We start from the raw sequence: 21080 nt of genomic DNA on the forward strand, positions 1-21080 counted from the left end.
GCCCGCGGTGTGGGCCGCACGCCTCTCGATGGTCTGAAAAAGATGCTGGATAATAAAGCATGACCCGCTTGACGGCTAGCGCCGTCGGAGACCCTTGCAATGCCTGACCAAGATGTACGCTTGCAACACCTGAAAGTTTGGCTCGATGAGCAGTTGGCAAACCTGTTTGCAGATCAGGGCTGGGGCGCCGTGCCCCCGGCCACGTTGACCGCGGCCAGCAGCGACGCGAGTTTCCGCCGTTACTTCCGTTGGGAAGGCGAGGGGCGCAGCTTCGTCGTGATGGATGCGCCACCCCCCCAGGAAAACTGCAAACCGTTCGTGGATATCGCCTTTTTGCTGGCGAAATCCGGAATAAATGTGCCAAAAATTTATGCCGAAGACCTCGAACGCGGATTTCTTTTGCTCAATGACCTGGGCAACAAGACCTACCTGGACGTGATCGACAGCGAAAATGCCGACGATTTGTTCAAGGATGCCTTGCAAGCCTTGCTGGCCTTTCAGCAACTGCCAATGGTGGCGCCGCTGCCAAGTTATGACGCGGCCTTGCTGCGCCGTGAGCTGGAATTGTTCCCCGAGTGGTACGTGAAGCGCGAGTTGGGCGTTGGTTTCGATTCGACTCAACAGCACTGTGGCAGCAGGCCAGCGACCTGTTGATCGAAAGTGCGCTGGCGCAGCCAAAAGTCCTGGTGCATCGCGACTATATGCCGCGCAACCTGATGCTCAGCGAGCCTAACCCTGGCGTGCTGGATTTTCAGGATGCGGTCTACGGCCCGGTGACCTACGACGTGACGTGCCTGTTCAAGGACGCGTTCCTCAGTTGGCCTGAAGATCGCGTGCGCGGCTGGCTGGAAAATTACTGGCAGCAGGCCGGTGCCCTGGGCATTGCGGTGCAGGCGGATTTCGAAGACTTCCTGCGCGCCAGCGACCTGATGGGCGTGCAACGTCACTTGAAAGTCATCGGTATCTTCGCGCGTATCTGCCATCGCGACGGCAAGCCGCGTTATCTGGCCGACGTGCCGCGCTTCTTCGCTTATATAGATGCTGTGGTCGCTCGCCGGCCGGAACTGGCGGATCTGGGTGCATTGCTTGATAGCTTGCGTGCCGGAGTTCAAGCATGAAGGCGATGATTCTCGCGGCAGGCAAGGGCGAACGGATGCGCCCGCTGACGCTGACCACTCCCAAACCGCTGGTGCGTGCCGGCGGCATACCGTTGATCGAATATCATCTCAAGGCGCTGGCGATTGCCGGTTTTACCGAGATTGTGATCAACCATGCCTGGCTCGGCCAGCAGATCGAGAATTACCTGGGTGACGGATCGCAATACGGCGTGCGGATTCACTACTCGCCCGAAGGCGAACCGCTGGAAACCGGCGGTGGCATTTTCCGTGCACTGCCGTTGCTCGGTGACGATGCGTTTCTGGTGGTCAACGGCGATATCTGGACCGATTACGACTTCAGCGTGTTGAATCGCCCCATCGAAGGCCTGGCGCACCTGGTACTGGCGGACAACCCCGCGCATCACCCGGCCGGGGATTTCAGCCTGCGCGACGGGCTGGTGCGCGATGGGCAAGCAGATGATGCGACTCTGACCTACAGCGGGATTGCGGTGCTGCACCCGCAGTTGTTCAAAAATTGCTCAGCGGGTGCGTTCAAGCTGGCGCCGTTGCTGCGCGCGGCCATGACGCAGGGGCAGGTGACTGGTGAACGCCTCAATGGACTCTGGGTGGATGTCGGCACCCACGAGCGCCTGGCAGAAGTGGAAACCCTGATAGAAGCGAGTCGCTGAGATGCTGTGGCCAGGGACTCTGATTGGAGCCGGGGCGGGCTTTGCCATCGCCAGCATTCCGGGGGCCATGCTCGGCGCGCTATTGGGGCAGGCGCTGGACCGGCGTCTACAGCTGCAGAGCTGGGGACACTTGCGGGAAAAGCTCGGCGGCCGGCCAGTCCTGCGCAACGATGAACTGCTGTTCATCCTGCTCGGGCGGTTGGCCAAATGCGATGGACAGGTGGTGGCAGGTCACATTCAGCAGGCCCGAGAGGAGATGCGATCGCTGGAAATGACCGAGTCCGCGCAACGCCGGGCGATTGTCGCATTCAATCGCGGCAAATCAGGACATGACCGGCTGCGCGGATACCTGCAACGCCTGAGCGCCCAACCTTTCGCTGCCGAAGGCGTGTTGCGCGCCTGTTGGCGCATGATCTGGGCGGATGGGCGTGCCGGTCGCAGTGAGCTGGAGCTGATTGCCCAGTGGGGTCGTTGGCTGGGCTGGACACCACAGCAGGTGCAGGCCCTGGCGAGCGAATATGAACCGCAGAAACGACCTGCGATCAGCAGCGCGCTGACCTATCAGGACGCGATGCGGCTGCTGGGGGTGTCGGCTACCAGTGAGCCGGCGCAGATCAAGCGCGCCTACCGTCGCCTGCTGAGTCGGCATCATCCGGACAAGATCGCCGGCAGTGGGGCCACCACGTCGCAGGTGCGCGAGGCGACGGACAAAACCCGTGAGTTGCATAACGCCTACACGGTGATCCGTCAGCGTCGGGATTTTCGCTAGCGATCTCAATCCGCCGGCTGAGGGCTCAACCAACCCCGCACCCGGCGGACCAGCTGCTCTTGTTGATCCTTGGCATTTCCTGGCAAGGCTTTCAACGAAACCTGGCTGAACGCTGCCGTCTTCAGCCGCTTGCTCGCGTGCAATCGCTTGAGCGCTTCATCGCGGTCGAGCGGCTTGTCCATGTAGAAAATGTCTGCGGTGGGCAGTTTGAGCGTCGAGGTCAGCTCGACCAGCTCGGGCTTGGTGGATGCCGGCGTCTTGACCGCGACCATGACCAGCTTCTCGACCTGCGGCGGCTGCTTCTCGCTCAGGTATCGGGCTGCCCAGTAGCCGCCGGTACCATGTCCCAGCACGACGATGCTGCGAGCGCTTTGCCCTTCGGCGTAGGCCACTGCCGCGTCTATTCGCGCGAAAATCCGTTCGGCATCGACCCTTCGCTGTTCGTCGACGCTTTCGACCACAGCCTTGTCTGCCACATCGGCCTCGCCGCCGGCGGCCTGTTCGATGGGCGTGGAAGTGGTCGAATCCTTGGTCCCTGTGTCAGGGGCCTTGATCGCCGGGGGCACTTCGAGGACGCGAGGGGCAATGGCGTCGCTTTGCAGGTCCGGCAAGGTGATACTCAGGCTGCTCCAGCCGGCATCCGGTAATTTACGACGCAATGGGCCGATCGCTTGCGGTGAGTCAGCTGTCTCGCCGACGCCCGGGACGATAATCACCGCACCTTTGGGCTCTGCAGTATTCGCCGGCTTCCACAGCGCCAGGAAGGTCTCGCTGCCCGCTTGCAGCTGTTGCTGTTCCTGCGCGGGCAAGGTGCGTTCGAGTGCGGCCGCGTCTTCCTGACTACGCTCAAGCAGCGGTTGGCGTTGTGTTGGCGCAGATGCAGCAGGGGAATCAGCAGCAGGGGCCGGGTCGGCCGCCTTGACGGAAAACGCGCAAGGCAGGATCAGCGACAGGCACAATGCTGGCAGTGCCAGGCGGTAGACAATGGGCATCGGATATTCCAGGCCAGAAGTGATTCCGGCAGCCTAATGGGTTAGTCAGTATTTGTCAGTGTGTGGGGCTTTAATGATGGTTGTGCGCTGCCTGTTAATGATTGCCTGTCTGTGCTTTTCCCTGGCGGGTTGGGCGGCCTCCGCGCCCCCCGAGCATCTTGCGCAACTGTCGCCGGCGCAGCGCCAGTGGTTGGCCAGTCATGGCGAATTGCGCGTCGGGGTGGTGCTGCAAACGCCTTATGCCCAATACGATCGGCGCTTGCAGCGGCTGTCCGGGGTCAATGTCGAGCTGATGAAGTGGGTGGCCAAATCCCTCAAGGTCGAATTGAGCTGGCGCAATTTCCCCGACCTGGCGCAACTGGAGGCAGCGGCCCGAGAAGACGAAATCGACATTGCCCCTGGACTGACGCAAACGCCGGGAGGTCTGCGGCTATGGCAGTTTTCCGACCCTTATATGCGGGTGCCCCAGCTGGTGGTCAGTGATCAGAAGAGCGCTGGCGTGGTAGAGCTGGAAAAACTCGATAGCCAGACCCGGGTGGCGGTGCGCATGCCTGGTGCGACCGCTGACTACCTGCGCGGCAATTACCCGCATCTGAATTTGCAGGGCGTGCCGATCGAGCGCCAGGCCTTGCAACTGCTGCTCAGCCAGCAGGCCAGCTACGCAGTAGTCGATGAGGCGCAGCTCGGTCGATTGTCCGCCGAACCGGAGTTTGCCGGATTGGTGGTGGTGGGTGACATTGGCTTGCCGCAGTTGCTGCGGGTTGCGACTCGCCGTGACTGGCCTGAGCTGGCAGGCATCGTCGAGGCGGCGTTGCGGGCGATTCCGGCCAAGGACCTCGAGCAGTTGCACAACCAGTGGCTGCAGCCCAAATACCCTCGGCTGGCCGAGTCGCCAGGCTTCTGGCAAAACCTGTGTCTGTTGTTTGCGGTGCTGATGTTCAGCAGCATGGCCATCGTCTTCTGGCAACGGCGCCAACAGCACAGCCTGGAGCAGCGGCTGGTCGCGGCACGTGAAGACATTGCCTTGCGTGCAGCCAGCGAAGAAGCGCTGCGGCTCACGCAGTTTTCCATCGATCAAAGTACGGTCGGCATCCTGTGGGTGAATTGGGACAGCCATGTGCGCTATGCCAACCGCGCAGCCGAGACCATGCTGGGTTATGCCGCCGGCGGAATCATTGACCGGCCATTGATCGATTTCGAACCCGGCCTGCACATGGATCGCTGGCTGAACCTGTGGAAGCGAGCCCGTGCCAGCGAGGAGGGGCCGCAAAGTTTCGAAACCAACTGCGTGCGTGCGGACGGCAGTATCTTGCCAACGGACGTGTCGTTGAGCTTCCTGCGATTTCGCGAAGGCGAGTACCTGGTGGTTTACCTCAACGACGTCACTGAACGTCGCCGTGCCCTGGCCGCACTGCAGGAAAGTGAAGCGCGGCTGCAGGGGATTGCCGCCAACGTCCCGGGATTGGTGTTCCGTCTGGAGCGGGCGCCGGTCAGCGGGCAGATCGACTTTGCCTACATCAGCGAGGGCAGCGAAAGTCTGGTCGGTTATGCCCCCGCGGCTATCGCTCATCGCGACATGGGTCTGCGCAGTCTGGTGCACCCGGACGACAAGGCGAGTTATCACCGCACCCAGGATCAGGCGCTGGACACCGACAGCGACTGGTCGTGGCAGGGGCGAATTCTCACCCGGCAGGGCGAACAGCGTTGGGCCGAGATCAAGGCAATCACCCGGCAACTGGACGATGGCGCTTATGTGTGGGACGGCATCGTCTGGGACATCTCCGAGAGCAAGCGCATCGAGCTGGAACTGGCCGCCTCCCGTGAACAACTGCGCGAATTGTCGGCGCACCTTGAAAGTGTCCGCGAAGAAGAGAAGGCACGGATTGCCCGCGAGGTTCACGATGAATTGGGTCAGATGCTCACAGTGTTGAAACTGGAGACATCGATGTGCGAGCTGGCCTACGCGCAACTCGATCCTGGTTTGAACGAACGGTTGAACAGCATGAAGCGGCTGATCGCCCAGTTGTTTCAGCTGGTGCGTGATGTCGCGACGGCGCTGCGTCCGCCGATTCTCGATGCCGGGATTGCTTCGGCGATTGAATGGCAGGCACGGCGGTTCGAGGCGCGTACGCAGATCCCGTGTCTGGTGCAGGTGCCGGATAATCTGCCGCCGTTGAGCGATGCCAAGGCCATCGGGCTGTTCCGGATTCTGCAGGAGGCGCTGACCAACGTCATGCGTCATGCCCAGGCGCATACTGTCGAACTGACGCTGGTGCGCGAGGGCAACGCGTTGCTCATGACAGTCAGCGATGATGGCGCAGGATTTGTCGCCTCAACCGGTCGGCCTACTTCCTTTGGCGTGGTGGGCATGCGCGAACGAGTGTTGATCATGGGCGGCGAGTTGTCGCTTGAGAGCGAGCCGGGTGAGGGTACGACGCTGATGGTGCGAGTGCCGCTGGATGGGGCCTGAAGGTTTGGGTTGTCAGCGATGAGGCCTTCGCGAGCAAGTCCGCTACCACGGTAGTCGCAGTGTAATGGGGGGCTGTGTCCCGACCGGTCTCCCTGTGGGAGCGGGCTTGCCCGCGAATGATCCTGGATCTGAAACAAGAAGAATGGAGAAGAACGTGATCCGTGTACTGGTAGCCGAAGACCACACCATTGTCCGCGAGGGCATCAAGCAACTGATCGGCCTGGCCAAGGATCTACAAGTGGTGGGCGAGGCGAGCAATGGTGAACAACTGCTCGAAACCCTGCGCCACGTGCCGTGCGAAGTGGTCCTGCTGGACATCTCCATGCCCGGCGTCAACGGTCTGGAAGCCATCCCGCGCATCCGTGCGCTGAACAATCCGCCGGCGATTCTGGTGTTGTCGATGCACGATGAGGCGCAGATGGCCGCTCGCGCGTTGAAGGTCGGCGCCGCCGGGTATGCGACCAAGGACAGCGATCCGGCGTTGTTACTCACGGCCATTCGCAAAGTCGCGGCGGGCGGGCGCTACATCGATCCGGATCTGGCTGATCGCATGGTTTTCGAAGTCGGCCTGACCGATGCGCGGCCGCTGCACTCGCTGTTGTCCGAGCGCGAGTTCTCGGTCTTCGAGCGCCTGGCGCAGGGCGCCAACGTCAACGACATCGCCCAGCAACTGGCCCTGAGCAGCAAAACCATCAGTACCCACAAAGCGCGACTGATGCAAAAGCTCAACATCACCTCCCTGGCCGAGCTGGTCAAATACGCGATGGAACACAAACTTCTCTAGTTGCGCTGAGACCCGTACGGGGATATGTGGCGACATATCTATCTGCGACATTCCTTCAAGCCGCTTTTACCTGTGCTTCAAGCCTGTAGCTGGCAAGGTGCCGGTGCATTTGCCCAAACGCGTCATCCTTGTAGGGCAATCCCTACACCCAGCCTTCCATCCGGCTGAGGCGATTCTCTCCTGCGCCCCGATTTGCGCGCCTGTCGCCAGCCACTAGGCTTAACCCACAAGCAGTCATCAACAACAAAGGTGTGGGTATGAGCCAGGTCGAATCAAACGCAGGGGCCAGTGATGTGCTGGTCAGCTTTCGTGGAGTGCAGAAGAGCTACGACGGCGAGAACCTGATCGTCAAAGACCTCAACCTGGACATTCGCAAAGGCGAATTCCTCACCCTGCTCGGGCCGTCCGGTTCCGGCAAGACGACCAGCCTGATGATGCTCGCCGGTTTCGAAACGCCAACGGCTGGTGAAATCCTCCTCGCCGGGCGCTCGATCAACAACGTGCCACCGCACAAGCGTGACATTGGCATGGTGTTCCAGAACTACGCGCTGTTCCCGCACATGACCGTGGCGGAAAACCTCGCGTTCCCGCTAAGCGTACGTGGCCTGAACAAAAGCGACGTCAGCGACAAAGTGAAAAAAGTCCTCAGCATGGTGCAGCTCGACGCCTTCGCCTCGCGCTATCCGGCGCAATTGTCCGGCGGCCAGCAGCAACGTGTCGCGCTGGCCCGGGCGCTGGTGTTCGAACCGCAACTGGTGCTGATGGACGAGCCGCTCGGCGCCCTCGACAAACAGCTGCGTGAACACATGCAGATGGAAATCAAACATCTGCACCAGCGTCTCGGCGTGACCGTGGTCTACGTGACCCACGACCAGGGCGAAGCACTGACCATGTCCGACCGCGTTGCTGTATTCCATCAGGGCGAGATCCAGCAAATCGCGCCACCGCGCTCGCTCTACGAAGAGCCGAAAAACACCTTCGTTGCCAACTTCATTGGCGAGAACAACCGCCTCAACGGTCGCCTGCTCAGCCAGAGCGGCGAGCGCTGCGTGGTCGAATTGGGCCGTGGCGAGAAGGTCGAGGCGCTGGCGGTCAACGTTGGCCAGACTGGCGAACCGGTGACGCTGTCGATCCGTCCGGAACGCGTCAGCCTCAACGGTTCGAGCGATCAATGCGTCAACCGCTTCTCAGGGAGGGTGGCGGAATTCATCTATCTGGGCGACCACGTCCGGGTGCGCCTGGAAGTCTGCGGCAAGACCGACTTCTTCGTGAAACAACCGATTGCCGAGCTCGATCCAGCGCTCGCCGTCGGTGACGTGGTACCGCTTGGCTGGCAGGTCGAGCACGTTCGTGCGCTCGATCCACTTCTAGAGGCGCATTAATCGCCCCGGCAATACCAACACCAACCCTGCACGTGGAGAGAACAATAAATGTTGAGATCCCTGAAGTTCACCGCCCTGACCCTGGGCCTGATGGGTGCGGCCAGCGCAATGGCCGCTGGCCCGGATTTGACCGTGGTGTCGTTTGGCGGGGCGAACAAGGCGGCGCAAGTCAAAGCCTTCTATGCACCGTGGGAAGCGGCAGGCAACGGCAAGATCGTCGCCGGCGAATACAACGGCGAAATGGCCAAGGTCAAAGCCATGGTCGACACCAAGAGCGTGTCGTGGGATCTGGTCGAAGTTGAATCGCCAGAGCTGTCCCGTGGCTGCGACGAAGACATGTTCGAGCAACTCGATCCAGCGTTGTTCGGCAAGACTGAAGACTACGTCAAAGGCGCGATTCAGCCTTGCGGCGTTGGTTTCTTCGTTTGGTCGACCGTACTGGCTTACAACGCCGACAAGCTGAAAACCGCGCCGACCAGTTGGGCAGATTTCTGGGACACCAAGAAATTCCCGGGCAAGCGTGGCCTGCGCAAAGGCGCCAAGTACACCCTCGAATTCGCCTTGATGGCCGACGGCGTTGCGCCGAAAGACGTCTACAAAGTGTTGGCCGGCAAGGACGGTCAGGACCGCGCGTTCAAGAAACTCGACGAGCTGAAACCAAGCATTCAGTGGTGGGAAGCGGGCGCACAACCGCCGCAGTACCTCGCCTCGGGTGACGTGGTGATGAGCTCCGCCTACAACGGTCGCATCGCCGCCGTGCAGAAAGAATCCAACCTGAAAGTGGTGTGGAACGGTGGCATCTACGACTTCGACGCGTGGGCAATCCCGAAAGGTCTGGACGCCAAGCGTGCCGAAGCGGCGAAGAAGTTCATCGCCTACTCGGTGCAGCCGCAACAGCAGAAGACCTACTCGGAAAACATCGCCTACGGCCCGGCCAACACCCAGGCCGTACCGTTGCTGGCCAAGGATGTCCTGAAGGACATGCCGACCACCCCGGAAAACATCGCCAACCAGGTGCAGATCGACGTCAGCTTCTGGGCTGACAACGGTGAGCAACTGGAGCAGCGTTTCAATTCCTGGGCGGCCAAGTAGGAGCTGCCGAAGGCTGCGATCTTTTGATCTTGATCTCCAGCGATCTCAAGGCCGCCAAAAGATCGCAGGCTGCGCCAGCTCCTACAGGGGGCGGCGTGTTTCATGAATGTTGATGTAATGCGGCATTACTTCGGTGATGCCGCCCATCCAAAGATTTGCGGAGTACGTCATGGCCATCGCCGTTCCCCTGAACGAGGGCGCCAGCCCCACTTTGAAGCAGAAGCTCAAGCGCGCCGAGCGGGTCAACCGCTGGAAGGCGCAGGCGTTGATTGCGCCGCTGGTGCTGTTTCTGTTGCTGGTGTTCCTGGTGCCGATTGTGGCGCTGCTCTACAAAAGCGTCGGCAACCCCGAAGTGGTCGGCGGCATGCCGCGCACCGTGGCGGCCATCGCCAGCTGGGACGGCCGCGGCCTGCCCGCTGAACCCGTCTATAAGGCTGCCGGCGAAGACCTCGCCGAAGCGCGCAAAAACCAGACCTTGGGCGATTTGTCCAAACGCCTGAACATGGAATTGGCGGGCTACCGCAGCCTGTTGACCAAGACTGCGCGTGCCTTGCCGTTCGCCACGGAACCAGCCTCTTATAAAGAAGCGCTGGAAAGCCTCGACGAGCGTTGGGGCGACCCGGCCTATTGGCAAGCCGTGCGCCGCAATACCAGCAACATCACGCCTTATTACCTGCTGGCGGCCGTCGATCACCGCATCGACGACCTCGGCGAAGTCGCCCCGGCCACTCCCGACCAGGCGATCTACCTCGACATCTTCGCCCGTACTTTCTGGATGGGTCTGGTCATCACGGCGATCTGCCTGGTGCTGGCGTATCCACTGGCTTACCTGCTGGCCAACCTGCCTTCACGGCAAAGCAACCTGTTGATGATTCTGGTGCTGTTGCCTTTCTGGACCTCGATTCTGGTGCGAGTCGCAGCATGGATCGTGTTGCTGCAATCGGGCGGCCTGATCAATAGCGGGCTGATGGCCATGGGCATCATCGACAAGCCGCTGGAACTGGTATTCAACCGAACCGGCGTCTACATCTCGATGGTGCACATCCTGCTGCCGTTCATGATCCTGCCGATCTACAGCGTGATGAAAGGCATCTCGCCTACCTATATGCGTGCGGCGATTTCCCTGGGCTGCCATCCGTTCGCCAGTTTCTGGCGGGTGTACTTCCCGCAGACCTATGCCGGTGTAGGTGCCGGTTGCCTGTTGGTGTTCATCCTCGCCATCGGTTACTACATCACGCCCGCGTTGTTGGGTAGCCCGAACGACCAGATGGTCAGCTACTTCGTCGCCTTCTACACCAATACCAGTATCAACTGGGGCATGGCGACCGCACTGGGTGGGCTGCTGCTGTTGGCGACCGTCGTGCTTTATCTGATTTACAGCTGGCTGGTGGGCGCCAGTCGCCTGCGCCTGAGCTAAGGGGAATTTGAGATGCTGAGTCCTTACATGTCGCCCATCGAACGGGTGTGGTTCTACAGCTTGCGGATCCTCTGCGGCTTGATTCTGTTGTTCCTGATTCTGCCGGTGCTGGTGATCGTGCCTCTGTCGTTCAACTCGGGCAGTTTCCTGGTCTACCCGCTGCAAGGTTTTTCGCTGCAGTGGTACCACGACTTCTTCGCTTCGGCGGAGTGGATGAGGGCGCTGAAGAACAGCATCATCGTCGCCCCGGCCGCTACCGTGCTGGCGATGGTCTTCGGCACGCTGGCAGCGATTGGTCTGACCCGCGGCGACTTCCCCGGAAAGTCGCTGGTGATGGCGCTGGTGATCTCGCCGATGGTGGTGCCGGTGGTGATCATTGGTGTGGCGAGTTATCTGTTCTTCGCCCCGTTGGGGTTGGGCAACAGTTTCTTCTCGTTGATCGTCGTGCATGCGGTGTTGGGCGTGCCGTTTGTGATCATCACGGTGTCGGCGACGTTGCAGGGGTTCAACCACAATCTGGTGCGTGCTGCGGCGAGTCTCGGAGCATCGCCGTTGACAGCGTTCCGCCGGGTGACCTTGCCGCTGATTGCGCCGGGGGTGATTTCCGGGGCGCTGTTTGCGTTTGCGACGTCGTTCGATGAAGTGGTAGTGACGCTGTTTCTCGCCGGCCCCGAACAGGCGACCTTGCCACGGCAGATGTTCAGCGGGATTCGCGAAAACCTCAGCCCGACGATTGCCGCAGCTGCGACGCTGTTGATCGCCTTCTCGGTGATCCTGCTGCTGACCCTGGAATGGCTGCGCGGGCGCAGCGAAAAACTGCGGACCGCACAGGTCTGACACGATCCGTCCTGTAGGAGCTGCCGAAGGCTGCGATCTTTTGATCTTAAAAAGCAAGATCAAGAGATCGCAGCCTTCGGCAGCTCCTACAGAGGGTTTGTGCGGGATTGAGTGTTCCAGGTCATTCACACCCTGAATACAAGACAACCTCCAATCCCCAGCTACTATTGTTGCCCAGCTCCTACCTATAAGAGGCTGCGCACATGAGTCTTTCCTCTTTCAAAATCGCCCACAAACTGATCACCGGTGCAGGTGCCATCGAGCAGCTGGCCGCTGAGCTCACCCGGCTGGACATCGACCACCCCCTGATCGTCACCGACGCTGCGCTGGTTAAATCCGGCACAGTCGAGCTCGCGCTGGCGCAATTGGGCGGTCGCACTTATGAGATCTTTGACCGGGTGTTGCCGGATCCGGAAATCGCCATCGTTGAAGATTGCATGCAGGTCTATCGCGAAGGCGGGCACGACGGGCTCATCGGCCTGGGTGGTGGCAGTGCGATCGACATCGCCAAGAGTGTCGCAGCCTATGCCGGTTATCACGGTGCGCTTGAGGATTTGTTCGGTGTCGACCAGGTGCCCCGCAAAGGCCCGCCGTTGATCGCCATCCCCACGACTGCCGGTACCGGCTCGGAAGTGACCAATGTGGCGATCCTGTCCGACAAGGTCGCACAGCTCAAAAAAGGAATTGTCAGCGACTATCTATTGCCGGATGTCGCGCTGGTCAGCCCGCAGATGACCCTGACTTGCCCACGCAGTGTCACCGCCGCCAGTGGCGTTGACGCGCTGGTGCACGCCATCGAATCCTATTTGTCGGTGAACGCCTCGCCGATCACCGATTCCCTGGCCATCGGCGCGATCAAATTGATTGCCAAGGCGTTGCCCAAGGCCTATGCCAACGGCGCCAACCTGCAAGCGCGCGAAGACATGGCCACCGCGAGCCTGATGGCCGGCATGGCGTTCGGTAACGCCGGGGTCGGTGCGGTGCATGCGCTGGCGTATCCGCTGGGCGGGCGTTTCAATATTGCCCATGGCGTCAGCAACGCCTTGCTGCTGCCGTATGTCATGACCTGGAACAAAATGGCCTGCGTCGAACGCATGCAGGATATTGCCGAAGCCATGGGCGTGATGACCGCTCATCTGAGCGCTGCCGAGGCAGCAGACAAAGCCGTGCAGGCGATGACTGACCTGTGTGCGGCAGTGGAAATTCCCGTCGGGCTGCGCAGTTTCGGTGTACCGGAAGAAGCGATCCCGGCCATGGCTGTGGAAGCGGCGGGCATCGAGCGTTTGATGCGCAACAACCCACGCAAACTCAGCGCTGTGGACATCGAGAAGATCTATCGCGCGGCTTACTGAGTCGCCGCCAGTCATCGGTCATGGCCCAACCCAATCATCGCAGTCACGGTGCGCGCGCGGAAACTTGAGGTATACAATGCGCGCCATCGTGATTTAGCTCAGAAAAGGTGCGTCATGCAGCCCTTCGTAATTGCTCCGTCGATTCTCTCCGCCGACTTCGCCCGCCTCGGCGAAGAAGTAGACAATGTCCTCGCCGCAGGCGCCGACTTCGTTCACTTCGACGTCATGGACAACCACTACGTGCCCAACCTGACCATCGGCCCGATGGTGTGCGCGGCGTTGCGCAAGTACGGCGTCACCGCGCCAATCGACGCACACCTGATGGTCAGCCCGGTGGATCGCATTGTCGGCGACTTCATCGAGGCCGGCGCCACCTATATCACCTTCCACCCGGAAGCCACGCTGCACGTCGATCGCTCGCTGCAACTGATCCGCGAGGGCGGTTGCAAGTCCGGTCTGGTGTTCAACCCGGCGACCCCGCTGGACGTGCTCAAGTACGTAATCGACAAGGTCGACATGGTCCTGCTGATGAGCGTCAACCCGGGCTTCGGCGGGCAAAAGTTCATTCCCGGCACTCTCGATAAACTGCGCGAAGCGCGGGCGATCATCGATGCCTCGGGCCGCGACATCCGTCTGGAAATCGACGGCGGCGTCAACGTCAACAACATCCGTGAAATCGCTGCGGCTGGCGCCGACACCTTTGTCGCCGGCTCGGCGATCTTTAACGCACCGAACTATCAGGAAGTCATCGACAAGATGCGTGCCGAACTGGCTCTGGCCCGTCCATGAGCGGTTTTGAGCAGCTGTTCCCGGGCAAACTGCCAAGGTTGGTGATGTTCGATCTGGATGGCACGCTGATCGACTCGGTTCCTGACCTGGCAGCGGCGGTGGACAACATGCTGCTCTCCCTCGGCCGCAAGCCAGCGGGCATCGAGTCGGTGCGCGAGTGGGTTGGCAATGGCGCCCCCGTATTGGTGCGCCGGGCATTGGCCGGTGGTATCGATCATTCGGCGGTGGATGACGTCGAGGCCGAACATGCGCTCGAAGTGTTTATGGAAGCCTACGGCGCCAGCCATGCGTTGACCGTGGTCTATCCCGGCGTGCGCGACACCCTCAAGTGGCTGCAAAAGCAAGGCGTGGCCATGGCGCTGATCACCAACAAGCCGGAGCGCTTTGTCGCGCCACTGCTGGATCAGATGAAAATCGGCCGTTACTTCAAGTGGATCATCGGCGGCGATACTTTGCCGCAGAAGAAGCCTGACCCGGCCGCGCTGTTCTTCGTGATGAAAATGGCCAACATTCCGGCCTCGCAATCGTTGTTCGTCGGTGACTCGCGCAGCGATGTGCTGGCGGCGAAAGCGGCGGGGGTCAAATGTGTCGCGCTCAGCTATGGCTACAACCATGGCCGGCCGATTGCCGAGGAGTCGCCGGCGCTGGTGATCGACGATCTGCGCAAGCTAATTCCCGGTTGCCTCGGTACGGCCGCTGAGATAACGTTGCCCGACGCTTCTCAATCTCCTTCTGGAAACGCCATCGTGGTGGTCACTCGCAAACTCTGGATGAAAGTCATCAAGGCCCTGGCCCGCTGGCGTTGGCGCGCCTGACTTGTTCCTGGCCGGCCTGCCGGCGCGTTTGCATACCTGACTGATTACACCTCACACCACGAGGCACCTCATGATCCGCGAAGAATTCCTGCGCTTGGCCGCCGACGGCTACAACCGCATTCCGATGGCCTGCGAAACCCTGGCCGACTTCGACACGCCGCTGTCGATCTATCTGAAACTGGCCGACCAGCCGAACTCCTACTTGCTCGAATCGGTGCAGGGCGGGGAAAAGTGGGGCCGTTATTCGATCATCGGCCTGCCGTGCCGCACTGTGTTGCGGGTGCATGATCACCACGTCAGCGTGACCCACGACGGAGTCGAAATCGAAACCCACGAGACGCAAGACCCGCTGGCCTTCGTCGAAGAATTCAAGGCGCGCTACAACGTGCCTACCATTGCTGGTTTGCCACGCTTCAATGGCGGCCTGGTGGGTTACTTCGGTTATGACTGCGTGCGTTATGTCGAGAAACGCCTGGGCAAGTGTCCGAACCCGGACCCGCTGGGCGTGCCGGATATCCTGCTGATGGTCTCGGATGCGGTGGTGGTTTTCGACAACCTGGCCGGCAAGATGCACGCCATTGTCCTGGCTGATCCAGCGCAGGAAGGTGCATTCGAGCAGGGACAGGCACGCCTGCAGGAGTTGCTGGAGCAACTGCGCCAGCCAATCACTCCGCGCCGTGGCCTGGACTTCAGCAAGCAGCAAGCGGCGGACCCGGTGTTCCGCTCCAGCTTCACCCAGGACGATTACGAAAAAGCCGTCGACACCATCAAGGAATACATCCTCGCTGGTGATTGCATGCAGGTCGTACCTTCCCAGCGCATGTCGATCGACTTCAAGGCGGCACCGATTGATCTGTACCGGGCGCTGCGCTGCTTCAACCCGACGCCCTACATGTACTTCTTCAACTTCGGCGATTTCCATGTCGTCGGCAGTTCGCCGGAAGTGCTGGTGCGAGTCGAGGACAACCTGATCACCGTGCGCCCGATTGCCGGCACACGCCCACGTGGCGCGACTGAAGAGGCGGATCTGGCGCTGGAAGAAGACCTGCTGTCGGACGACAAAGAGATCGCCGAGCACTTGATGCTGATCGATCTGGGCCGTAACGATACTGGCCGCGTTTCGGAAATCGGCTCGGTGAAACTCACCGAGAAAATGGTCATCGAGCGTTATTCGAACGTGATGCATATCGTTTCCAACGTCACCGGGCAATTGAAAGCCGGGCTGACCGCGATGGACGCGCTGCGGGCAATTCTGCCGGCGGGCACCTTGTCCGGCGCGCCGAAGATTCGTGCGATGGAAATCATCGACGAGCTGGAACCGGTCAAACGCGGAGTCTACGGTGGAGCGGTGGGTTATTTTGCCTGGAACGGTAATATGGACACCGCCATCGCGATCCGCACGGCGGTGATCAAGGATGGCGAGCTGCACGTGCAGGCCGGTGGCGGGATCGTTGCCGACTCGGTGCCGGCACTGGAATGGGAAGAAACGTTGAACAAGCGACGCGCCATGTTCCGCGCGGTGGCGCTGGCCGAGCAAACCCCGGACGCATGAGTTGACACAAAGGGGGCACCCCCAAAAAAGCGGCGCCTGAAAGGGCGCCGCTTTTTTGCCTGTCGACCGGCGGATCAGAAATCCAGCGCCACACCCAGGTTTACGCCTTGTTGGGTAAAGTCGTCATCCTTGCGAATGATGTAGCTCGCGCGCAGTGCGAGGTCTCTGGTGAGGTTGTGACTTACCCCCAGATTCACCCGGTTCAAATGACTCTGCGGGGTATAGCCTTGCAGGGTGAAATCATTGGCCGGCAAGCTGTTGAGGGCGATGTTGATTTTCTGCACATCGTCCTCGTACTCGCGCTCGTAGGCATACTCACCAAACACCCGGGTTTGCGAGGTGATCTGGTACTTGCCCTGCAGGCCAACGCCCAGGCGTTTCGAGTTACGGGTCTGGTCATCAAAACTCAACGCGGTTGCGCGATTGCTATTCTCCGAGTAACCGTCGACTTCCACCTTGGCGTAATCGGCACTGACAAACGGTGACAGGTGCCACTCGCTGCCTGGTTGGGCAATGTCGTAGCCAATGCGCGTGCTGAATGCCCACATATGCCCGTCAGTATCGCCTTTCTCGGCACCTTCGCCGGCGCCCAGGTCGAACTTGCGCTTGAGGTTGTCGTAGTCCAGCTTTGCGCCTGTCAGCGCAGCATCCGCCCACCAGCGGTTCTGCTGGAACTGCGCGAACGCCGTACCCATGTAGGAATTGAGTTTGTAGTCCGAGTCGGCGTCGCCGGCTTCAAGTTTCTGGTGATAGAGACCGGCCGCTACGCCGACGCGCCACGCTTCATTGAGGCGATAGCTGCCGCCGATGTTCAGGTTGTAACCATTGCCGTCGGCGCTTGCCGCACTGTGCTGGTCGTCGAAGTCCTGATGCTGGCCACCGCCGGCGACAATCGCCCGCCATTGGCCGACGCCTTGCCAGTTCTCCCAGTCAGCCAGCCATTGGTTACGCAGTTCGTCCTGATGCGCACGCAAAGTGCCCTGGGCCATTTCCGGCAACAGGGTCAATTCCCATGGGGCGGCGAGCAGTGAGTAGGCGTAGTCGGCAATCAGGCGCTGGCCGGCTTCGGTCGGGTGCACCGCATCGTTGTAGATCAGCTTGGTCGGATCTGGCGTTGCGCTGTTGATGCCGTACCTGGCGTTCTCGGTGCAACTGTTGCCGCTGAAGCAAGTGGCCGTCAGGTTCTGATCGGTAGCAAGACCGAAACGTCCCGGATCCGCAAAGCTCTCCTGCAGCAGCAGGGGGATGTTCAGCGGGATGATTTCGGCGTTGATGCCCTGCAGGCGCTGCACCAGCTGCAGGTTGAACTGATTGCTGAGCTGGGTGGCGGCCGTTTGCAGGCCGGTGCCATTGATGGCCGGCGTCAGGCCGATGTCCGGCAGCAACCAGACCATCACGTATTTCGCGCCGGCGGTCTGCAGCACTTGCACACTGTCGGCCAGGCGGTCTGCGGCGGCGTTCGCCTGGGCGGGGTTGAGGATGCGCCCCTGAAGGAAGTCGTTACCACCTCCCGAGAGGTAGTACAGCGCATTTGGGTCAGCCTGGAAATTGTTCGACGGCAGATAACCGACCCGGGTGCGCTCCCCTGTAGCGGACTGGGTGGTGATCGAGTCAAGGATCTGGTCGGTGCGGTAGCCGCCGACCGCCCAGTTGTTACCATCCGCCAAACCCTGGTTGGCCCGCACGGCCGACGTCGACGCTGCGGTTTCGTCGGCAGAGAACCCGAGTCGGCCACCCAGCAATTGGGTAGAGTTGAGCGAGCGCGACTCGCCGCTGCCATCCTGATAAACCGGCCCCGTCCGGTTGGTGTAGCGCTGGGTCGCACCTGCCGGCCCGCCTGAATCGGTAAAGGTCCCGGCATCGTTGAGGCTGTCGCCGAACACGACAAAATTGGAGTATGGGTTGGGAGCGGCGATCGCTTGGGTGCAGGCCAGTGCGAGCAAGCAGCCGGCCAGCGGTACAAACAACGTCTGTTTGATCATGAGCAAGTCCGTTTATTTATTGTTGTAGGTGAACGAAACGACAGTACCAAAAACTTGCGGCCTAGTGCCATCGGTCGCGAACCCTCCTGTAGATTTCTCCCCCGCAGGCCCCGCCATATTGCACGCCTCGCCCAGCTAAGTTACTGTGCCGGAACGTATGAACGAGACCTTCCCCGTGTTGATCACCAGCAAACTTCTGGATCAAGTCATCAAGGCACACGCCCGCTGGCGTTGGCGCGCCTGAATCTTTTCTGCCGGCCCCGCCGGATCTGTATCGCTTTGCCTTCCTTGCCCGTTTGAAATGCCGCTGTGCCGGCGCTGTTCCTGCGTCCGACATCGTGCAGCGCCCTGCGGGCAAGTCACCTGAAGGCTGTCTTCAAGTCAGAATTCAAGAGGTTCGAAACGCCATGTTGCTGATGATCGACAACTACGACTCTTTTACTTACAACGTTGTGCAATACCTCGGCGAGCTGGGTGCCGAAGTCAAAGTCGTGCGCAACGACGAATTGACCGTCGCCGAGATCGAAGCGCTCAAGCCTGAGCGTATCGTGGTGTCCCCAGGCCCTTGCACACCGACCGAAGCCGGCATCTCCATCGAAGCCATCAAACACTTCGCCGGCAAACTGCCGATCCTCGGCGTCTGCCTCGGCCACCAGTCCATCGGCCAGGCTTTTGGTGGTGATGTCGTGCGCGCCCGCCAAGTCATGCACGGTAAGACTAGCCCGGTATTCCACGAGGACAAGGGCGTTTTCGAAGGTCTGAATCATCCGCTGACAGTCACCCGCTACCACTCGCTGATCGTCAAGCACGATACTTTGCCCGATTGCCTGGAGCTGACCGCGTGGACGCAACACGATGACGGTTCGGTCGACGAAATCATGGGCCTGCGTCACAAGACCCTGAACATTGAGGGCGTACAGTTCCACCCCGAGTCGATTCTGACCGAGCAGGGTCATGAACTGTTTGCCAACTTCCTCAAACAAACCGGCGGCACGCGCTAAGGACTTCCCATGAATATCAAGACAGCCCTGAGCCGTATCGTCGATCACCTCGATCTCAGCACCGATGAAATGCGCGACGTGATGCGCGAAATCATGACCGGCCAATGCACCGACGCGCAGATTGGCGCGTTCATGATGGCCATGCGCATGAAAAGCGAGAGCATCGACGAAATCGTCGGCGCTGTATCGGTGATGCGCGAGCTGGCCGATCAAGTCGAACTCAAGACCCTCGACGGCGTGGTCGATGTCGTGGGTACCGGTGGTGACGGTGCGAATATCTTCAACGTATCGACAGCGTCCTCGTTCGTTGTCGCGGCAGCCGGTTGCACCGTGGCCAAACACGGTAACCGTGCAGTTTCGGGCAAGAGCGGCAGCGCCGACTTGCTGGAAGCCGCGGGTATCTATCTGAACCTGACGCCTGTTCAGGTCGCCCGTTGCATCGACAACGTCGGCATCGGTTTCATGTTTGCCCAGACCCACCACAAAGCCATGAAGTACGCTGCCGGCCCGCGCCGCGATCTCGGTCTGCGTACGCTGTTCAACATGCTCGGCCCGCTTACGAATCCGGCCGGTGTGAAACATCAGGTAGTGGGCGTTTTCACTCAGGCGCTGTGCCGGCCATTAGCCGAAGTACTGCAACGTCTGGGTAGCAAGCACGTGCTGGTGGTGCATTCGAAAGATGGTCTTGACGAGTTCAGTCTCGCCGCGCCGACGTTCGTTGCCGAGCTGAAGAACAACGAAATCACTGAGTATTGGGTCGAGCCAGAAGATCTGGGCATGAAGAGCCAGAGCCTGCACGGTCTCTCGGTCGAAGGACCGGAAGCTTCGCTGGCGCTCATCCGCGATGCTTTGGGCAAGCGCAAGACCGAAAACGGCCAGAAAGCCGCCGAAATGATTGTGCTCAACGCCGGCGCGGCGCTGTACGCCGCCGACGTCGCCAGCAGTTTGAAACAGGGTGTCGAGCTTGCGCACGACGCTCTGCACACCGGCCTCGCTCGGGAGAAACTCGAGGAGCTGGGTGCCTTTACCGCGGTATTCAGAGTGGAGAATGAAGGATGAGTGTACCGACGGTTCTGGAAAACATTCTGGCCCGCAAAGTCCAGGAGGTCGCCGAGCGTAGCGCCCGCGTCAGCCTGAGCGAGCTGGAAAGTCTGGCCAAGGCGGCCGATGCCCCCGTGGTTTTGCCAACGCATTGATCGCCCAGGCCAAGTCGAAGCAGCCTGCCGTCATCGCTGAAATCAAGAAGGCCTCACCCAGCAAAGGTGTGATCCGCGAGAACTTCGTACCTGCCGATATCGCCAGAAGCTACGAAAAGGGCGGCGCCACCTGCCTGTCGGTACTCACTGATATCGATTACTTCCAGGGTGCCGATGCTTATCTGCAGCAGGCGCGAGCGGCGTGCAAACTGCCGGTAATCCGCAAGGACTTCATGATCGACCCTTATCAGATCATTGAAGCTCGCGCGCTGGGCGCCGACTGCGTGTTGCTGATCGTCTCCGCACTGGATGACGTGAAAATGGCCGAACTGGCTGCCGTGGCCAAAGGCGTTGGCCTGGATGTGCTGGTAGAAGTACATGACGGCGATGAGCTCGAGCGCGCGTTGAAAACCCTCGACACGCCGTTGGTCGGGGTCAACAACCGCAATCTGCATACCTTCGAAGTCAGCCTGGAAACCACCCTCGACCTGCTGCCGCGCATTCCGCGCGATCGTCTGGTGATCACCGAGAGCGGCATCCTCAACCGCGCCGACGTCGAGCTGATGGAAATCAGCGACGTCTACGCGTTCCTTGTGGGCGAAGCGTTCATGCGCGCCGAAAGCCCGGGGACTGAACTGCAGCGACTGTTCTTCCCGGAGCGTGGTGTTCCAATCAGCGGTTCGACCCTCGACTGAGTGCATTTTCGTAGGCAACCCAATCCCTGTGGGAGCGGGGTTGCCCGCGAAGAGGCCATCAAGAACCCCACAGACGTCATGTCTTGCTGAGTCATCCATGCCCCAGCCAATCTCTCATTCTGTAGAAGCCGGCTTGCTCGCCGAACAGGACCTGCTGGCGCAGATCTGC

Annotated in this window: 16 protein-coding genes and 2 pseudogenes; 16 read left to right on the forward strand and 2 right to left on the reverse strand. The window is 60.6% G+C overall.

The window, feature by feature from the left end:
• The first annotated feature begins 99 nt into the window (after positions 1-99).
• The 3 genes and pseudogenes from JFT80_RS18895 (at position 100) to JFT80_RS18905 (ending at position 2555) form a co-directional block, all read left to right on the forward strand.
• Positions 100-1118: pseudogene (locus tag JFT80_RS18895) on the forward strand (aminoglycoside phosphotransferase family protein).
• Positions 1115-1786: an N-acetylmuramate alpha-1-phosphate uridylyltransferase MurU gene (murU, locus tag JFT80_RS18900; protein WP_201148895.1), complete on the forward strand. Its 672-nt coding sequence runs from the start codon at positions 1115-1117 to the stop codon at positions 1784-1786. Before JFT80_RS18895 ends, murU begins: the two are co-directional and overlap by 4 nt.
• 1 nt (position 1787) lies before the next feature.
• Positions 1788-2555, forward strand: a complete 768-nt coding sequence (locus tag JFT80_RS18905) for a DnaJ domain-containing protein (protein ID WP_122841260.1) — start codon at positions 1788-1790, stop codon at positions 2553-2555.
• A gap of 5 nt (positions 2556-2560) precedes the next feature.
• Here JFT80_RS18905 and JFT80_RS18910 read toward each other — a convergent pair whose 3' ends face one another.
• Entirely contained in the window at positions 2561-3547 is a 987-nt protein-coding gene (locus JFT80_RS18910; protein WP_201148896.1) for an alpha/beta hydrolase family protein, read from the reverse strand.
• Between the two features lie 73 nt (positions 3548-3620).
• Between JFT80_RS18910 and JFT80_RS18915 the strand changes: the two genes are divergently transcribed.
• The 10 genes from JFT80_RS18915 (at position 3621) to trpE (ending at position 16037) form a co-directional block, all read left to right on the forward strand.
• Positions 3621-6017: a PAS domain S-box protein gene (locus JFT80_RS18915; RefSeq protein WP_201148897.1), complete on the forward strand. Its 2397-nt coding sequence runs from the start codon at positions 3621-3623 to the stop codon at positions 6015-6017.
• 142 nt (positions 6018-6159) lie between these two features.
• Positions 6160-6801 carry a response regulator transcription factor gene (locus JFT80_RS18920; RefSeq protein WP_172680165.1) on the forward strand — a complete coding sequence of 214 codons (642 nt, stop codon included), beginning with the start codon at positions 6160-6162 and terminating at the stop codon, positions 6799-6801.
• A 257-nt stretch (positions 6802-7058) separates the two neighbouring features.
• Positions 7059-8183 (forward strand): ABC transporter ATP-binding protein, encoded by a 1125-nt coding sequence (locus tag JFT80_RS18925; protein ID WP_201148898.1) that lies wholly within the window; start codon positions 7059-7061, stop codon positions 8181-8183.
• Positions 8184-8231: 48 nt separating this feature from the next.
• Positions 8232-9275: an ABC transporter substrate-binding protein gene (locus JFT80_RS18930; protein WP_201148899.1), complete on the forward strand. Its 1044-nt coding sequence runs from the start codon at positions 8232-8234 to the stop codon at positions 9273-9275.
• 169 nt (positions 9276-9444) lie between these two features.
• Positions 9445-10692 (forward strand): ABC transporter permease, encoded by a 1248-nt coding sequence (locus JFT80_RS18935; protein WP_201148900.1) that lies wholly within the window; start codon positions 9445-9447, stop codon positions 10690-10692.
• A gap of 12 nt (positions 10693-10704) precedes the next feature.
• Positions 10705-11529, forward strand: coding sequence for an ABC transporter permease (locus JFT80_RS18940; protein ID WP_095137404.1), 825 nt, complete (start codon positions 10705-10707; stop codon positions 11527-11529).
• Between the two features lie 203 nt (positions 11530-11732).
• Positions 11733-12881, forward strand: coding sequence for an iron-containing alcohol dehydrogenase (locus JFT80_RS18945; RefSeq protein ID WP_201148901.1), 1149 nt, complete (start codon positions 11733-11735; stop codon positions 12879-12881).
• 114 nt (positions 12882-12995) lie between these two features.
• Positions 12996-13670, forward strand: a complete 675-nt coding sequence (gene rpe / locus JFT80_RS18950) for a ribulose-phosphate 3-epimerase (protein WP_201148902.1) — start codon at positions 12996-12998, stop codon at positions 13668-13670.
• Entirely contained in the window at positions 13667-14485 is an 819-nt protein-coding gene (locus JFT80_RS18955; protein WP_201148903.1) for a phosphoglycolate phosphatase, read from the forward strand. Before rpe ends, JFT80_RS18955 begins: the two co-directional genes overlap by 4 nt.
• A 70-nt stretch (positions 14486-14555) precedes the next feature.
• Positions 14556-16037: an anthranilate synthase component I gene (gene trpE, locus JFT80_RS18960; RefSeq protein ID WP_201148904.1), complete on the forward strand. Its 1482-nt coding sequence runs from the start codon at positions 14556-14558 to the stop codon at positions 16035-16037.
• A 74-nt stretch (positions 16038-16111) separates the two neighbouring features.
• Here trpE and estP read toward each other — a convergent pair whose 3' ends face one another.
• Complete coding sequence (gene estP / locus JFT80_RS18965; RefSeq protein WP_201148905.1) at positions 16112-18019, reverse strand: esterase EstP; 1908 nt, start codon at positions 18017-18019, stop codon at positions 16112-16114.
• A 407-nt stretch (positions 18020-18426) separates the two neighbouring features.
• Here estP and JFT80_RS18970 point away from each other — a divergent pair, with 407 nt between their 5' ends.
• The 3 genes and pseudogenes from JFT80_RS18970 to trpC all read left to right on the forward strand — a co-directional run bounded on the left by JFT80_RS18970 (position 18427) and on the right by trpC (position 20911).
• A complete protein-coding gene (locus tag JFT80_RS18970; protein ID WP_201148906.1) occupies positions 18427-19020 on the forward strand; it encodes an aminodeoxychorismate/anthranilate synthase component II in 594 nt (197 codons plus the stop codon).
• A 9-nt stretch (positions 19021-19029) separates the two neighbouring features.
• On the forward strand, positions 19030-20079 hold the full coding sequence (gene trpD / locus JFT80_RS18975; RefSeq protein ID WP_007918805.1) for an anthranilate phosphoribosyltransferase: 1050 nt from the start codon (positions 19030-19032) through the stop codon (positions 20077-20079).
• Positions 20076-20911: pseudogene (trpC, locus tag JFT80_RS18980) on the forward strand (indole-3-glycerol phosphate synthase TrpC). Before trpD ends, trpC begins: the two are co-directional and overlap by 4 nt.
• The last annotated feature ends 169 nt before the right edge of the window (positions 20912-21080 follow it).

Origin of the sequence: Pseudomonas sp. TH10 (assembly GCF_016651255.1) — a bacterium.
GTDB lineage: Bacteria > Pseudomonadota > Gammaproteobacteria > Pseudomonadales > Pseudomonadaceae > Aquipseudomonas.

What these genes read in the sequence shown, in the direction of transcription:
- murU (WP_201148895.1), top strand. Translation starts at nt 1,115, where the DNA reads ATGAAGGCGATGATTCTCGCGGCAGGCAAGGGCGAACGGATGCGCCCG.
- JFT80_RS18905 (WP_122841260.1), top strand. Translation starts at nt 1,788, where the DNA reads ATGCTGTGGCCAGGGACTCTGATTGGAGCCGGGGCGGGCTTTGCCATC.
- JFT80_RS18910 (WP_201148896.1), bottom strand. Translation starts at nt 3,547, where the DNA reads ATGCCCATTGTCTACCGCCTGGCACTGCCAGCATTGTGCCTGTCGCTG.
- JFT80_RS18915 (WP_201148897.1), top strand. Translation starts at nt 3,621, where the DNA reads ATGATGGTTGTGCGCTGCCTGTTAATGATTGCCTGTCTGTGCTTTTCC.
- JFT80_RS18920 (WP_172680165.1), top strand. Translation starts at nt 6,160, where the DNA reads ATGGAGAAGAACGTGATCCGTGTACTGGTAGCCGAAGACCACACCATT.
- JFT80_RS18925 (WP_201148898.1), top strand. Translation starts at nt 7,059, where the DNA reads ATGAGCCAGGTCGAATCAAACGCAGGGGCCAGTGATGTGCTGGTCAGC.
- JFT80_RS18930 (WP_201148899.1), top strand. Translation starts at nt 8,232, where the DNA reads ATGTTGAGATCCCTGAAGTTCACCGCCCTGACCCTGGGCCTGATGGGT.
- JFT80_RS18935 (WP_201148900.1), top strand. Translation starts at nt 9,445, where the DNA reads ATGGCCATCGCCGTTCCCCTGAACGAGGGCGCCAGCCCCACTTTGAAG.
- JFT80_RS18940 (WP_095137404.1), top strand. Translation starts at nt 10,705, where the DNA reads ATGCTGAGTCCTTACATGTCGCCCATCGAACGGGTGTGGTTCTACAGC.
- JFT80_RS18945 (WP_201148901.1), top strand. Translation starts at nt 11,733, where the DNA reads ATGAGTCTTTCCTCTTTCAAAATCGCCCACAAACTGATCACCGGTGCA.
- rpe (WP_201148902.1), top strand. Translation starts at nt 12,996, where the DNA reads ATGCAGCCCTTCGTAATTGCTCCGTCGATTCTCTCCGCCGACTTCGCC.
- JFT80_RS18955 (WP_201148903.1), top strand. Translation starts at nt 13,667, where the DNA reads ATGAGCGGTTTTGAGCAGCTGTTCCCGGGCAAACTGCCAAGGTTGGTG.
- trpE (WP_201148904.1), top strand. Translation starts at nt 14,556, where the DNA reads ATGATCCGCGAAGAATTCCTGCGCTTGGCCGCCGACGGCTACAACCGC.
- estP (WP_201148905.1), bottom strand. Translation starts at nt 18,019, where the DNA reads ATGATCAAACAGACGTTGTTTGTACCGCTGGCCGGCTGCTTGCTCGCA.
- JFT80_RS18970 (WP_201148906.1), top strand. Translation starts at nt 18,427, where the DNA reads ATGTTGCTGATGATCGACAACTACGACTCTTTTACTTACAACGTTGTG.
- trpD (WP_007918805.1), top strand. Translation starts at nt 19,030, where the DNA reads ATGAATATCAAGACAGCCCTGAGCCGTATCGTCGATCACCTCGATCTC.